At 68.7% G+C, this 12,874-nt stretch carries 13 protein-coding genes; 6 read left to right on the top strand and 7 right to left on the bottom strand.

Annotated features, from left to right (window positions below; all coding sequences use genetic code 11):
- Positions 1-137 precede the first annotated feature (137 nt).
- The 3 genes from L6444_RS11150 to L6444_RS11140 are packed head-to-tail and all read right to left on the bottom strand — an operon-like array spanning position 138 to position 2,543.
- Positions 138-1,310: an acyl-CoA dehydrogenase family protein gene (locus L6444_RS11150; RefSeq protein ID WP_236982553.1), complete on the bottom strand. Its 1,173-nt coding sequence runs from the start codon at positions 1,308-1,310 to the stop codon at positions 138-140.
- A gap of 10 nt (positions 1,311-1,320) precedes the next feature.
- Entirely contained in the window at positions 1,321-2,106 is a 786-nt protein-coding gene (locus L6444_RS11145; RefSeq protein WP_236982544.1) for an SDR family NAD(P)-dependent oxidoreductase, read from the bottom strand.
- 2 nt (positions 2,107-2,108) lie between these two features.
- Positions 2,109-2,543: an SRPBCC family protein gene (locus L6444_RS11140; protein WP_236982542.1), complete on the bottom strand. Its 435-nt coding sequence runs from the start codon at positions 2,541-2,543 to the stop codon at positions 2,109-2,111.
- Between the two features lie 221 nt (positions 2,544-2,764).
- On the opposite strand from L6444_RS11140, the gene L6444_RS11135 reads away from it, so the two are divergent.
- The 6 genes from L6444_RS11135 (at position 2,765) to L6444_RS11110 (ending at position 8,789) form a co-directional block, all read left to right on the top strand.
- A complete protein-coding gene (locus L6444_RS11135) occupies positions 2,765-3,538 on the top strand; it encodes an SDR family oxidoreductase (protein ID WP_309297854.1) in 774 nt (257 codons plus the stop codon).
- Between the two features lie 138 nt (positions 3,539-3,676).
- Positions 3,677-4,069, top strand: coding sequence for a DoxX family protein (locus L6444_RS11130; protein WP_236982539.1), 393 nt, complete (start codon positions 3,677-3,679; stop codon positions 4,067-4,069).
- Positions 4,070-4,188: 119 nt separating this feature from the next.
- Positions 4,189-5,184, top strand: a complete 996-nt coding sequence (locus L6444_RS11125; RefSeq protein ID WP_255731165.1) for an NAD(P)H-dependent flavin oxidoreductase — start codon at positions 4,189-4,191, stop codon at positions 5,182-5,184.
- A 183-nt stretch (positions 5,185-5,367) separates the two neighbouring features.
- Positions 5,368-5,922 carry a hypothetical protein gene (locus L6444_RS11120; RefSeq protein WP_236984011.1) on the top strand — a complete coding sequence of 185 codons (555 nt, stop codon included), beginning with the start codon at positions 5,368-5,370 and terminating at the stop codon, positions 5,920-5,922.
- A 147-nt stretch (positions 5,923-6,069) separates the two neighbouring features.
- Entirely contained in the window at positions 6,070-8,004 is a 1,935-nt protein-coding gene (locus L6444_RS11115; RefSeq protein ID WP_236982536.1) for a methyltransferase domain-containing protein, read from the top strand.
- Between the two features lie 5 nt (positions 8,005-8,009).
- On the top strand, positions 8,010-8,789 hold the full coding sequence (locus L6444_RS11110; protein ID WP_236984009.1) for a glutamate racemase: 780 nt from the start codon (positions 8,010-8,012) through the stop codon (positions 8,787-8,789).
- A 9-nt stretch (positions 8,790-8,798) separates the two neighbouring features.
- Here L6444_RS11110 and L6444_RS11105 read toward each other — a convergent pair whose 3' ends face one another.
- The 4 genes from L6444_RS11105 to L6444_RS11090 all read right to left on the bottom strand — a co-directional run bounded on the left by L6444_RS11105 (position 8,799) and on the right by L6444_RS11090 (position 12,809).
- Positions 8,799-9,668, bottom strand: a complete 870-nt coding sequence (locus tag L6444_RS11105) for a universal stress protein (protein ID WP_236982534.1) — start codon at positions 9,666-9,668, stop codon at positions 8,799-8,801.
- Between the two features lie 122 nt (positions 9,669-9,790).
- The gene (locus tag L6444_RS11100) at positions 9,791-10,702 is read right to left on the bottom strand and encodes a 3-oxoacyl-[acyl-carrier-protein] synthase III C-terminal domain-containing protein (protein ID WP_236982533.1); all 912 of its coding nucleotides are present in this window, start codon (positions 10,700-10,702) and stop codon (positions 9,791-9,793) included.
- Positions 10,686-11,789, bottom strand: coding sequence for a 3-oxoacyl-ACP synthase III family protein (locus tag L6444_RS11095; RefSeq protein WP_236982531.1), 1,104 nt, complete (start codon positions 11,787-11,789; stop codon positions 10,686-10,688). The genes L6444_RS11100 and L6444_RS11095 overlap by 17 nt, the downstream gene beginning before the upstream one ends.
- A gap of 33 nt (positions 11,790-11,822) precedes the next feature.
- Positions 11,823-12,809 (bottom strand): Acg family FMN-binding oxidoreductase, encoded by a 987-nt coding sequence (locus tag L6444_RS11090; RefSeq protein ID WP_236982529.1) that lies wholly within the window; start codon positions 12,807-12,809, stop codon positions 11,823-11,825.
- Positions 12,810-12,874: the final 65 nt, after the last annotated feature.

The following is a 12,874-nucleotide window of genomic DNA, read 5'->3' as shown; positions in this document are numbered from 1 at the left end:
TTAGCCGACTTTACCCGGCTATGGTAGTCGATGCCCTTGTCCTTTTTCGCCGCGCGTGAAACCAGGGCGGAAAATCGACCGGAAAACCGCCACCATTTCACGCCCGGCCACGACAATGCCAAGCGCCGCAACGAAATTCAGAGCCCGAACTGGTCGTCGATGATGCCCAGCCAGATCTGCGCGCAGTCCATGGCCACCTTCTCGCTGATGAACGCGTGCTGCGTACCGGTGTAGATATCGCGGAACGCCCGCTCAAGCCGACTGCCCTCCCGGATCGAACTGGTGCCGGCCACCAGATGCGCCCACTCCGCGCACTCGCGAGAGACATCCGTGGCGAAGACCGCCGCCGCCCGCATGTCCGCTCGCAGCGTGGGGGTCAGATCCGAGCCGTCGGCGACCGCGGCTTCGGCGGCCCCGAACGCGTCCAGCACCAGCAACCGCGCCGCCCGCCACGCCGAAACGTGGTGCGCCAGACCCTTTTGGAAGGTTGGCCGGCTGGCCAGCGAGGCCATGTCGCTCATCCGGAACTTCGTCGCCGCCAGTTCGGAGACGTCGTCGAGCATGCTCTTGGCGACTCCGAGCGCCCAGGACGCGTGCCCGGCCGCGGTCACCGGCATCAATCCCATCCGCGCGGCCGGCGAGGTCCCGCGGAACGGCACGCGGTCGAACAGACCGAACGTGCGACACTGCGGGACGAACACATCCGCGGCGCTGTAGTCGTAGGACCCGGTACCTTTCAGGCCCTGCACATGCCAGCCGTCGTTGAACTGGATCTCCTGCCGCGGCACCACCGCCACCTGCATGTCGGGAATGCCTTCGCTGATCCAGCGCATCTCCCCGTTGTCCATCGGGAAGAACCCGGCCGCGATGTATTGCGAGTGCCCGGTGCCCGATCCGAAACTCCACGACCCGCTGAGCCGGTAGCCGCCGTCGACGACGGTCCCCTGCCCGTTGGGAAAGAACTGTCCGCCCATGGTGACGTGGTTGTCATGGGCGGTGAACACCTCGGCGAAACCGTCGTCGGGCAGATAGCTGGCCGCGGCGAACCGTGACGGCATGTTCGCGATCCCAATCCAGCCGAAAGAGCCGTCCTGCCAAGCCATCTCGATCCAGGTGTCGATCATCTCGGCCAGCGACGGCTCGATGCCGCCGGCCTGCATCGGGCCCAACGCGGTCATCAGCCCGCTGGTCCACATTTGCTCGACGACCGCGGCGGTCAAGGTGCGGGCCGCCTCACACCCAGCCGCTTCGGCGCGCACCAGCTCGCGCATTCCAGACGCCTGCCCCAGCATGCTGATGGTCCCGGTCATCGTTGTTTCCTCACTGTGGGAAGCCGAACATCTGCACCACGCCATGATCGCGGCCGGCGGTGTATCCGCCGTCGACCGCGATCGCCTGACCCGTCACGAACGACGCGTCCGGCGACACCAGGAACGCCGCCATCGCCGCGACCTCCTCGGGCCGGCCCAACCGCTGCAGGGCATGCTCCTGGGTTATCGACGCACGCGGCCCCTCCATTCCCGGCATGCCGAATACGCTTTCCGCCAACGGTGTTTCGATGAAGCCCGGGCAGATCGCGTTGGCCCGGATCCCGCTGGGCCCGTAGTCGAGCGCGATGTTCTTCGTCAGCAGCACCACCCCGGCCTTGGCGGCGTTGTACGAGCTGCCGCCGGCCGTACCTTCGAGCCCCTCGACACTGGCCAGCGTCACGATCGAGCCCCGTTCACCGTCGACACGGGGTTGCTCGATCATTCGCGCCAGCGCCGCTTTGGCAACCAGGAACGTGCCGGTGAGGTTGACCCCGATCACCCGGTCCCACTCGGATCGGGGCAGCAGATGCACCGGGCCGCCGCCGGCCACCCCGGCGGAATGCACGACGCCGTCCAGCCGGTCGGGCACCGCGGCGAACACCGCCTCGACGCCCTCGTCGTCGCTGATATCGGCCGTCACGAAGTGGAACGCGGGGCCCAGGTCGGGCGGCGAGGCCAGGTCGGCGCCGATTACGGTCCCGCCTTCGTCGAGCAGGCGCTGGGCGGTGGCCAGCCCGATGCCCGAGGCGGCGCCGGTCACCACGAAGGTGCGCGAGCGGGCCCGGTCGGAATGCATGCTCAGTTCTCCAGGGCTTTCGCGCAGGCGTCCAGGATCGCCAGGAAGCTGGACCGCAGCAGCGGGCGGCTGATCTTTTCCATCACCTTGCCGCCGGCGTACAGCGGATGCGTGTAGTTGGTCAGCCAGTCGACATGGGTGCCGTTGCCCGACGGGGTGAACGTCAGGGTGCCGCCGTCGTGAGCGAGCGCGGGAAACGACCGCAGGATCAGGTAGGAGTAGCTGTGCGGCCGGTCGTAGGCGGTGATCTCCTCGCGAAACCAGGTGCCGGCGCCCACCACCTGTCGCAGCGCGCCCGCCCCGGTGCCCGGAGAGTCTTTGGCCCACCCGGCTTTGAAGGCCAACGGCGCCGCCGCCAGATTCGCGGGATCGGCCAGCCAGTCGAAGACTTGCTCCACGGGCGCGGCGATGGTTCGTTCCAAGTGAATCTCGACCATGAGATCTCCTGCCTGGCGGAGGCGCGTACCCGCTCATGCTAAACGGCAGCGTTTCCGTGCTGTCAGCGAGATCTAAAACAATTGCCGATCAGTGTATTTCGCGCCCGAGCGGAGAAGCCGAACATTCATCCGGCCGCCGATGGCACGAAGGCCTGTGGGCAGTGCGAAACATTGACGACCGCGCGACGTTTCTGCGACGTTCTATGCGGGCAACCGTGACCATGAAAACCGTCGCCATCACCGGTGCGACAGCGGGAATCGGCCGGGCCACGGCCCTTCGTTTCGACCGCGCGGGTTACCGGGTGGCCGCCTACGGCCGCAACCCGCAGGCACTCGACGAGCTGCGTCGAGCGCTGCGACCCGAAGCCGTCGTCGACTCCCTCGAAGTCCAAGACGCCGACGCGTGGACCACCCGGCTGAGCGAGCTGGCCGGGCACACCGGCGGGCGGCTCGACGTGCTGATCAACAACGCCGGCATCCTCAGCTCGGGCCGCTTCGCCGAGATTCCGCTGCAGCAGCAGCGCAGCATCATCGACGTCAACGTGGGCGGCACGCTCAACGGCTGTCATTCGGCCTACCCGTACCTGCGGGCGACGCCCGACGCCCAGGTGATCAACGTGTCGTCGGCGTCGGCCATGTACGGCCAGGCCGAGCTGGCGACATACTCGGCGTCGAAGTTCGCCATCCGCGGGCTCACCGAAGCACTCGAACTGGAGTGGGCCGACGCCGGTATCCGGGTGTGTGCCGTGTGGCCGCTCTTCGTCGACACCGGGATGGTGGACGGCGTCGAAACCGGAAGCACGCGCACCATGGGCGTCCATCTCACGCCCGAGGACGTCGCCGAGTCCATCTTCGACATCGCCCAGACCCGGCCCCGACTACCGCACGGCCCGCACTACGCCGTGGGCCGGCAGGGCAAGGCGCTGATGACGATCGCCGACATCGCACCCACCTGGGTGTTACGGGCGATCAACCGTCGCGCCAACCGGCAATGAAAAACGTTGCACCGCAACAGAATCAGCAAACCACTTGACCTTCCCGAGCGGCTCGGGCCGTCCGAACACGCCGCGACGAGCACCCTCGTCGACGGTCGGCATACCGGTGACCATCGTCGAGCAGGTAACAATGGGACGATGACCTCCACCGAGATAGCACAGCGTGACTCTGCCCAAAAGACCGCGACCCGGATGGGAGCTGGACTGGTTGGGATGGGCATCCTTCACTTTGCGGCGCCCAAACCGTTCGACGAGATCATCCCCGTCGAGCTGCCCGGCACCGCGCGGTTCTACACCCTGGCCTCCGGGGTCGCCGAGGTCGGCGTCGGCGCGTTGCTGCTCGCGCCGGCCACCCGCCGGCTGGGCGCGCTGGCCGCGGTCGCACTGTTTCTCGGGGTCTATCCCGGCAACCTCAACATGGTCCGGCTGTGGTGGGACAAGCCCTGGTACATGCGGGCGGTTGCCATTGCCCGGCTGCCGCTGCAGATTCCGATGATCACCACCGCGCTGAAGGTCTACCGGAATAGTTGAACTCCTGCCGCGAACGTATCCCCACCGGGAAGCCCGCCGGCCAGATTCGCGGCCTGGTGATACTCGTGGACGCGCGGCTGCGGTAACGTGCAGCGACCGCACGAACAGGAGAAACAACAGTGGCACTAACGACGAAGTTCACCGAGGCCTTCGGTGTCGAGCACCCGATCGCCCAAGGCGGTATGCAGTGGGTCGGGCGCGCGGAACTGGTTGCCGCCGTTGCCAATGCGGGCGCGTTGGGGTTCATCACCGCCCTCACCCAGCCGACCCCGGCCGAGCTGGCCAACGAGATCGCCCGCACCCGCGACCTGACCGATAAGCCGTTCGGGGTGAACCTGACCATTCTGCCGGCGATCAACCCGCCGCCCTACGACGAGTACCGCAAGGTGATCGTCGACGCGGGCATCAAGATCGTCGAGACCGCGGGCTCCAACCCGGCCCCGCACCTGCCGATGTTCCACGACAACGGCATCAAGGTGCTGCACAAGTGCACCTCGGTGCGCCACGCGGTCAAGGCGCAGAGCCTGGGCGTGGACGGCATCAGCATCGACGGCTTCGAATGCGCCGGCCACCCCGGTGAGGACGACATCCCGGGTCTGGTGTTGATCCCCGCCGCAGCGGACAAGATCGAGATCCCGATGATCGCCTCCGGCGGATTCGCCGACGCCCGCGGCCTGGTCGCGGCGCTGGCGCTGGGCGCCGACGGCATCAACATGGGTTCGCGGTTCATGTGCACCGTCGAGTCCTGCATTCACCAGAACGTCAAGGAAGCCATCGTGGCCGGCGACGAACGCGGCACCGAGTTGATCTTCCGCAGCCTGCACAACACCGCGCGGGTGGCCTCCAACGTGGTGTCCCGCGAAGTCGTCGAGATCCTCAACAAGGGCGGTCAGTTCGAGGACATCAAGGACCTGGTGGCCGGCGTCCGCGGCCGGCGGGTGTTCGACGACGGCGACGTCGACGCCGGCATCTGGAGCGTCAGCACCGCCATGGGCCTGATCAACGACATCCCCACTGTCGGTGAGTTGGTGTCGCGGATCGTCAGCGAGGCCGAGGAGCTGATCACCGGGCGCCTGGCCGCCATGACGAGTGCGGTGGCAGCTGCCCCGGCCTGACCGCGCGGCCGCCGCTGCAGCGCGCGAATGTAACCGGGTTGCGAACATTCGGCCTGAGATTGACGGCCAGGTTACGTTCGCGGCCAACAGACCGGCGGGCCAAAGATTCGGGTAAACCTGTTGGGTATGCACGACCAAGACCTATCCCCAGCCGAACGACGTCGCCTCCCCTTCTCGCCCCGCATCCTCGCGGTACTGGCTGCGCTGGTAATCGCCGGCCTGGTCGTCACGGTCGTGCAACTGACCAGGTCAACAGCGGAAAAGCCGTCGCCGCCCACCTCGACGGCCCCCCAACCGCCGCCTTATCTCGCCATTCCCGGTTGCTATAACCACACGGTCCCGCCCGCCGGGCGTCCCGACAAGCTCAACGTGGTCGGCTGCGCCAGTGTCGCCGTGGCGCTGCAGAACATGACCTGGCGCAGCTGGGGACCGCAGGAAGCCGACGGCACCGGCACGGCGGTCTTCAAGATCTGCGACCCGAACTGCGCCGCGGGCTACCAGGTCACCGACCGGGTCGTGGTGCACGCTTGGAACCCGCAGCCGGCCCGCCCCGACTCCACCTGTCCGGACGGGCTGAAGATCTTCGCCGACATGATCCTGGCCTTCCCCGAACAGGTTCCGCCGCCCACCGCCGAGAAGATGAACACCCAATACCAGGGCATGCCCGCGGTGCACCTGACCAACTACTCAGGCGATGCGCCGGACCGGCAGTTCATCGGCAACACGTTCTGCAACTGACCGGCGTTCCAAGAATCCGCCAAGAATCCGCCAAGGATCTGTAGAGGCCCCGAGTAGAGCGTTGCCATCACAACGGCAACGAAATCATCACGGCGGCCGCTCCGGCTGCCAAGCCGGGACTCTGGCGGATCTCAAGGGGATCAGGACATGACCGACATCGCGCACCACCCAACTGCCACCGGGCGCGAGCAACTCGACGAGGTGTCAGCACTGCTGGACGCGCTGGCCGAGGTCGCCGTGCGCGGCGAAGTCCCCGGTTCCGACCTGCTCGCCCGTACGACGGCGGCCCGGCCGCTGCTGGCGGCGCTGGCGAAATACCCCAACGACAACGACCCTTATTCGCGGTCGATTCTGCGGGTCGACGACCGGGTGGAGATCATGCTCGCCCGCTGGCGCCCGGGACACGGCTGCGCCCCGCACGACCACGGCGGCTCAGGGGGCTTCGTGGTGCCCCTGACGGGACGATTCCACGAACGTCGATTCGGTTGGCGGGGAACGCAACTCGCCGTCACCGAACAAATCAGCCGGGATGAGGGCGTCCCGATCCCGATCTCGCCGGCCGACATCCACGACATGACCGCCGAAGCCGACGGCCTCACCCTGCACCTGTACAGCCCGCCGGCGGCCGGGATGCGGGTCTTCGACCTGGACCGCGCAGAAGTGCTCGAGCTCGTCGGCAACTACGGCGCATGGATCCCGGCGGGCAGCCACTCGCGGATCCCCTTCGCCGACGTCGCACCCAGAAGCCAAGGAAAGCCGGTGATTTGGGTCGGACACACCACCCACTACCGGGGCGGCTCGTCCGAGTTCGCGGTGGCCGCGGCCACCATGGGTCGCGAGCTTGCCGCCGCACGCCCCGACGCCGAGGTGATCGTCTCCGGCCTGCACCACAAGGGCGACTTCGAAACCGAGCTGGCCTGGCTGGCCCTGTCCGGCCGGGTCATCAGCGAACTCCACTTGATCGGTCATGCGGGAATGTACGGCCCCATGTTCGGTTCCACCGATTGGCCCGAACAGTTTTCGCCGCACGAGTGGCGCGCCATGACGATCCCTTTCGCCCCGAACGGACGCGCCTACTTTCACGCCTGCCGGACCGCCCGCTGGTTCGCACCCTTTTTCGCCGACGTCTTCGGCGTGGCGACCTACGGCAACCACAACTACACGACCGTGTCCACTCGCAAGGACCGGTTTGCCTGGGCGGGCCGCCAACCGGCGGCTCGCCCCAAGCTTTATCTGATCGCGGCGCCCGGGAAGAAGTCGCACGGGTGGGCCGGCAGCCTACGCAAGTACCTGGGCGCGGCTGCCGAACCGATGACCGAAAGCCAGCCCGCCGCAACGCAACCCGAGCGATCCTACGATCGCGTGGCCGAACTGTACGACCGCGCCTACGCCGACATCCGCGTCCGCGATACCGAGTGGCGGTGGGTCGCCAACCGACTGACCGCCGTGCACGCCGACCTCGGGCGCCGGGTGCGGGTGCTGGAAATCGGTTGCGGCAACGGCGCTTTGCTGCGCGCCCTGGACGACAACGGCGACATCGACTTCGCCGTCGGGCTGGACAGTTCCGCCGGCATGCTGGACCGGGCGCGCGAGCGCAGCCACGGCCGGACGCGGCTGCGCTTCGGCCAGGTCAGCGGACCGACGCTGGACGTACCCGACAATCACGTCGACGTGGTCATCTCGTTTTTGTCCTTCCGCTACCTGGACTGGGATCCGGTGATGGCCGAGATCCGCCGGGTGCTGGCGCCGGGCGGACGGCTATGGGTGGTCGACATGGTCGAGCAACCGGTGCGACTGCGCGAGTTGCCGCTGCTGGCCCACTCGGCGCGCGCGCACCTGCGCACCCGTTATCGCAGGCCGCAGTTCGCCGCCGACCTGGCCGCCTTGACCTCACATCCGGACTGGCGGAATATGTTGCGGCACAATCCGATCCGTGCCGAACACGAGTACCGCTGGTATTTCGGCAGTCGCTTCCCCGGCACCCGGCTGGAGACGCTGACGACGACGCTGCAGGCGCGGGTACTGGCCTTCGACTCCGGGCCCTTGGACAAGGGGCAGACCGCCCCGCTGTCCTACCCGTGACCGCCATGCCCGCCGAACCGTGCCTGGGCATCGTCGACTGGGGCATCGGCGGCGTCGGACTGCTCACCCACCTGGACCGCCTCGCCCCGGGGTTGCCGGTGCTGTACTGGTCGGACGCCGGCGTCACACCCTACGGCCGGATGGGCGCCGACGAACTGGCCGGTCGCCTGACTTCGGTGGTCGCCGCCCTCGCCCGGCGCGGCGCCACCGAGGTGGTGCTGGCGTGCAACGCGGCCAGCACGGTGGCCGATCGACTCAATACCGCAGTGCCGGTGGAGGGCATCATCGGCCACGGCGTCGCCTCGGTTCCCGACGACGCGGTCTGCGTCGCCGTGGTCGGTGGGCGGCGCACCATCGCCGCCGGTCACTACCGGCGCGGCCTGGCCCGGCCCGGCCGGACGGTGGTGTCCCGGGTCGCGCAGCCGCTGTCGGCGCACATCGAGGCCGGCCGCACCGGCTCGCCGCGATTTCAGGCCGATCTGGACAGGATCATCGCGCCTCTGCGACAAGCCGACGCGCTGGTGCTGGCCTGCACCCACTACCCCGCGGCCGCGCGCTGGTTCGCGGCGGCACTACCGCACGCCCGACTGGTCGACCCGGCCGCGCAGCTGGCCGCGGCCGTCGCGGCGCGCTATCCGCGGCTGCGTCAGCCCGGCCCGGCGCCCCGCCATTTCGTCACCACCGGGGATCCGCAGGCGATGCGGCGCAGCGCCGCGCACGCCTGGGGCACGGTGTTGACCGCCACCGCCGTCGAGCGTCTGCAACCCCCGGCGCGGGCTTCCTGACCGGCGTAATTACGCCGGGCGCGCCACGATGACCGGCGTGTGCACGGAGTGCACGACGGCGTTGCTGACCGAGCCCAGCAGCTTGCCGATCGCCCCGCGGCCGTGACTGCCTACCACCAGCAATTGAGCCGATTTCGCCTGCTCGATCAGCTCCTGCGCCGGGCGGTCGCGGACGACGATGCGGTGCACGGTGACATCGGGGTAGCGTTCCTGCCATCCCGCCAGCCGCTCGGCCAGGATCTGTTCGGCTTCGGTCTGCAGTGCCTCCCAGTCGATGCCGGTGAAATCGAGCACTTCGGCGTCGCTCCAGGCGTGCACCGCCTTCAGGTCGACCCCGCGACGCGACGCTTCGTCGAACGCGATGGCGGTGGCGAGCTCGGAGGCCTCGGACCCGTCGATGCCGACCACCACCGGCGCGTCCTCGCCCACCGCGGGTGCGTCGTCGCGCACGACGACGAGGGAGACTGTGCCACGCAACACACCCGAGCTCACCGATCCCAGCAGGACGCGCCCGACCAGGCCTCGTCCGTTGCTGCCGACGACCACCAGCTCGGCCTCTTCGGACAGCTCCACCATGGTCGGGACCGGCGGGGAGACCTTGACCTCGCTGGTGATCTCGATCGGGCTGGACGCCGACTCCCGCGCCAGCTTGACGGCCTCCTCGAGGATCAGCCGGCCGTCGTCATCCTGCCAGACCGCCGCGCCGCCGGCCATCGGAATCTGCGGGAAGGTCGCCACGTAGCTCTTGAACATGTGGACCAGGTGCAGCGGCACATTGCGTAGCGCCGCGTCCCGCGCCGCCCAGACCACGGCAGCGTTTGACGGCGCGGAGCCGTCGACTCCCACCACCACACCGCGACGTTGCACGGATGCGTTCATGTCGTTCCTTTCCCGGACACCCCTTGACGCCCTGTGACATCCCTTGACACCCGAAGGGTATTGCCCGGGCCCACCCCGGTCGCGGGGCTTTAGTCCTCAACTCGATGAATAAGGGGCTTACGTCAGGTGAACGAGCGATCCCCGACGGCCTCCGGTGGCCGCCGATACAGGGCGGCACCCGCGGTCACGCCGGCACCGGCGGCGACGAACAGCACCCGGGCCCCGGCCCGCAGGTGCGGCAGCAGTTCGTCGTAGGCCGCCGCCAGCGCCGCGGTGTGCACGCGCTGGTCCCCGGCCACGGCGATCATCTCGCTCGGCACACCGAGGTGTTCGGCCAGCGCCGAGTGGAAGCCGTCGCGGGCCGGAGCGGCGACGATCCGGTCGAGTTCGGCGAGCCGCAGCGACTCCGCGGCCAGGCAGTCCCGCACTGCCTGCGCGGCCGCGGCGGCGAAGTTCTCGTCCATCGCCGGCGACTGGCCGAACCGCAGCACGTTGCGGCCGTCCGCGAATCCGACTGTGGCGACCAATGATTCGGCCTGCTCGGGGTTCTCGGTCGCGTTCACCCAGGACACCGGTCCCAGCCCGTAGCCGTCGTCACGCCAGCCGCACAACAGCGCGGCACCGGTCGGTGAGAACGGGAAATGCTCGCTCATGCCGTGGCCCGGATCGGCGTCGCCGGCCACCACCAGGGCGCGCCGGATGGCGCGGCTGCGCAGGAACCCGTCCACGATCTGCAGCGCGGTGAGCACGCCGCAGGAGCCGTTGGCGATGTCGAAGGAGAAGGTGCCGTGCGCACCGGCGTGCGGGTCCTCCGGGTTGGCGCCGATGTCGTCCTGGATCAGCGCGGCCAGCGCCGGTTCGCCCAGGTTGCGGTCGCGGTAGATGCCGGCATTGACCACCAGGTCCAACTCGGATGGGTCGCACCGGGCATGGTGCAGGCACTTGTTGGCCGCCGCGACAGCCAGATGCAGGGAGCTGTGCCGTCCGCGCAACCGGGGCCGCGCGATGTCGACCCGATCAATGACTGTGCCCATAGCGCTTCACCAGATCCTCGTCGAGAGTCACCAACACCACACCGATCTCCAGCCCGGAGGCCAGCGCCAGCAACGCGATCCGTTCCCCGGCCGCGATGTGCCCGGCCTCGAGTTCCTCCACCAGGGCCACCGTGTGGGTGGTCGAGGCCGTGTTGCCGTACCGGTCGACAGTGATCACCGCGTCGTGTCGAGGGCTGTCGCCGAACTCCTCGGTCAGCCGCGTCATCCCCTTGCGGATCGCCCGGGCCGACGTCTGGTGGGTGATCACGTGGTCGATGTCGTGCACCGAAATACCCACGGCGTCAAGGACTTCGTGCAGCAGCAGTGGGGTGTTGGCGATCGCCGCCTGCTGTATCCCGCGGGAGTTGGTGAACATCCGCGCGCCGGGGTCGTGCCCCTGCGGATACGCCAGGCACAGCCGGCTGTAGTCGGCGACGGTGGTGAACCCGGCGAGCGCGATGCCCGCCGAGCCGGCCGGTGCCCGTTCCAGCAGCAGCGCGGCGCCGGCGTCGCCGAGGGTCAGGCAGGCCAACTCCTTGCTCATGATGTTGCGGATGTGCCGGGCGGCGTTGTCGCTGAGTTGGGAGATGTACTCACCACTGACCACCAGGCCCCGCTCGACCACCCCCTGGCGGATCCAGTTGTTCAGAATCGTTACGCCGGTGAGCATTCCGGCACACGCGTTGGACACGTCGAAGGTCATCGCGCCGTGCGCGCCGATCCCGCGGGCGATCGCACCACTCATGGTCGGTTCCAGCCATTGGGTGAGGCCGCCCTGGAACTTGGTGATGCTGCAGCTGATCACCACGTCGAGTGACGCCGGGTCCTGCTGCGCGGTGGCCAGGCAGTTCAGCGCCGCCGACACCGCCAGGGTGTAGGAATCCTGGTCGCCCGCCGCCACCCGGCGTTCGCGGATGCCGGTCAGCCGCTCCAGGTCGATGTGCGTGTGGTGGCGGGTGGTCGCCATCAATTCGTCGGTGGTGAGCCGGGTTTCGGGCAGATACCGCCCGGCGCCCGCCACCCGGGCGACGTACGGTGCGGGTGCGCCCTGCCCGTCGGGCTCCATCACCAGCCAGTGCTTGGTCATCGGGGCATCTCCTTCCCGCGATCCCACGAGGGTTCAGTCGGCGAATTCGAGGATGTCGGCCACCGGGCGGCGGGCGGTAGCTTCGACGTGTTGTTCGTGCGCCGGCGATCTACCGACCCGGATCAGCAGCTGCGGCCGGCCGTGGCGGCCGGTCATCTCGGCGATGATGTCGCGGCTCTGTTCCAGTTCGGTCAGGTGCGTCAGCGTGCAGGTCGCCATGCCGGCCGCGGTGCATTCGAGCAGAACCGCCGAAAGCGCTTCGCCGCAACGCAACACGTCCAGGGTGTCGTCGCCGGCCGTGGACAGCACCAGAATCTTGGAGTGGTCGTGGTCGATGCCGGCACGGCGGTGGCCACCGCCGGCCGGCGGGAATGCGCGGGCGACGTCCACTCGGGCGGCCTCGGCCGTGGACACCAGCGAGCTGTCCGGAACCCGGGTGCTGTCCGAGTCGAACGGCGATGTCCACCAACGGAGTTCGGTCAGGTAGGTGGTGTCGTAGCGACGCAGGGTCTCGGTGAGGCGGGAGACTTCGGCCAAGCGGGGGCGCTCGTCGTCGGCGATCACGTCCAGACCCACCTGGTAGGGCTGCACGACATCGCGGAGGTTGGAGGCCAGCGCCGGCCAGGGGGCGGGTGCGGCGTAGGGCAACCGGTCGGTACGTCGCCGGCCGATCGCCTCCACCAGGCGCTGGGCGCCCGCCGAGGCCGCGGACAACGGATGAAACGTCAAGGTCGCCAGTAGTTCCGAATCGTGTGGATCGGGCAGCCGCTCGGTGCTGGTATCCCAACCGACGGCGGCCAGCGCGACCCGCAGGTGGTCCAGCGCCGCCCCGCAGCTCAATGTCAGTTCCCGGCCGCTGTGGTCGGTGCCCGGCATCGACATCCGCGGGTCGGCCCACAGCTGTAGCGTCCCGGCCCGGGCTACCCAACGCCAGGGCTGGCTGTTGTGCAGCGAAGGCGCCCGGCCGGCCAGACCTACCGCATATTCGATGACCCCACGGTCGGGCACTGCGGTCGGCATCTCAGCCGCCTGCCCGAGTCAATGCCGGCATGCCGCCGGAGTAGCTCGCCAAATCGGTGCTTGTC

The sequence above is a fragment of the Mycobacterium kiyosense genome (genome assembly GCA_021654635.1).
GTDB classification, from domain to species: domain Bacteria; phylum Actinomycetota; class Actinomycetes; order Mycobacteriales; family Mycobacteriaceae; genus Mycobacterium; species Mycobacterium kiyosense.
This window is presented reverse-complemented; position numbering and strand designations above follow the sequence as displayed.

Bases quoted from the DNA above. Each gene is read 5' to 3' on its own strand.
- L6444_RS11150 (WP_236982553.1), bottom strand. From the start codon at position 1,310: ATGACCGGGACCATCAGCATGCTGGGGCAGGCGTCTGGAATGCGCGAG.
- L6444_RS11145 (WP_236982544.1), bottom strand. From the start codon at position 2,106: ATGCATTCCGACCGGGCCCGCTCGCGCACCTTCGTGGTGACCGGCGCC.
- L6444_RS11140 (WP_236982542.1), bottom strand. From the start codon at position 2,543: ATGGTCGAGATTCACTTGGAACGAACCATCGCCGCGCCCGTGGAGCAA.
- L6444_RS11135 (WP_309297854.1), top strand. From the start codon at position 2,765: ATGAAAACCGTCGCCATCACCGGTGCGACAGCGGGAATCGGCCGGGCC.
- L6444_RS11130 (WP_236982539.1), top strand. From the start codon at position 3,677: ATGACCTCCACCGAGATAGCACAGCGTGACTCTGCCCAAAAGACCGCG.
- L6444_RS11115 (WP_236982536.1), top strand. From the start codon at position 6,070: ATGACCGACATCGCGCACCACCCAACTGCCACCGGGCGCGAGCAACTC.
- L6444_RS11110 (WP_236984009.1), top strand. From the start codon at position 8,010: ATGCCCGCCGAACCGTGCCTGGGCATCGTCGACTGGGGCATCGGCGGC.
- L6444_RS11105 (WP_236982534.1), bottom strand. From the start codon at position 9,668: ATGAACGCATCCGTGCAACGTCGCGGTGTGGTGGTGGGAGTCGACGGC.
- L6444_RS11100 (WP_236982533.1), bottom strand. From the start codon at position 10,702: ATGGGCACAGTCATTGATCGGGTCGACATCGCGCGGCCCCGGTTGCGC.
- L6444_RS11095 (WP_236982531.1), bottom strand. From the start codon at position 11,789: ATGACCAAGCACTGGCTGGTGATGGAGCCCGACGGGCAGGGCGCACCC.
- L6444_RS11090 (WP_236982529.1), bottom strand. From the start codon at position 12,809: ATGCCGACCGCAGTGCCCGACCGTGGGGTCATCGAATATGCGGTAGGT.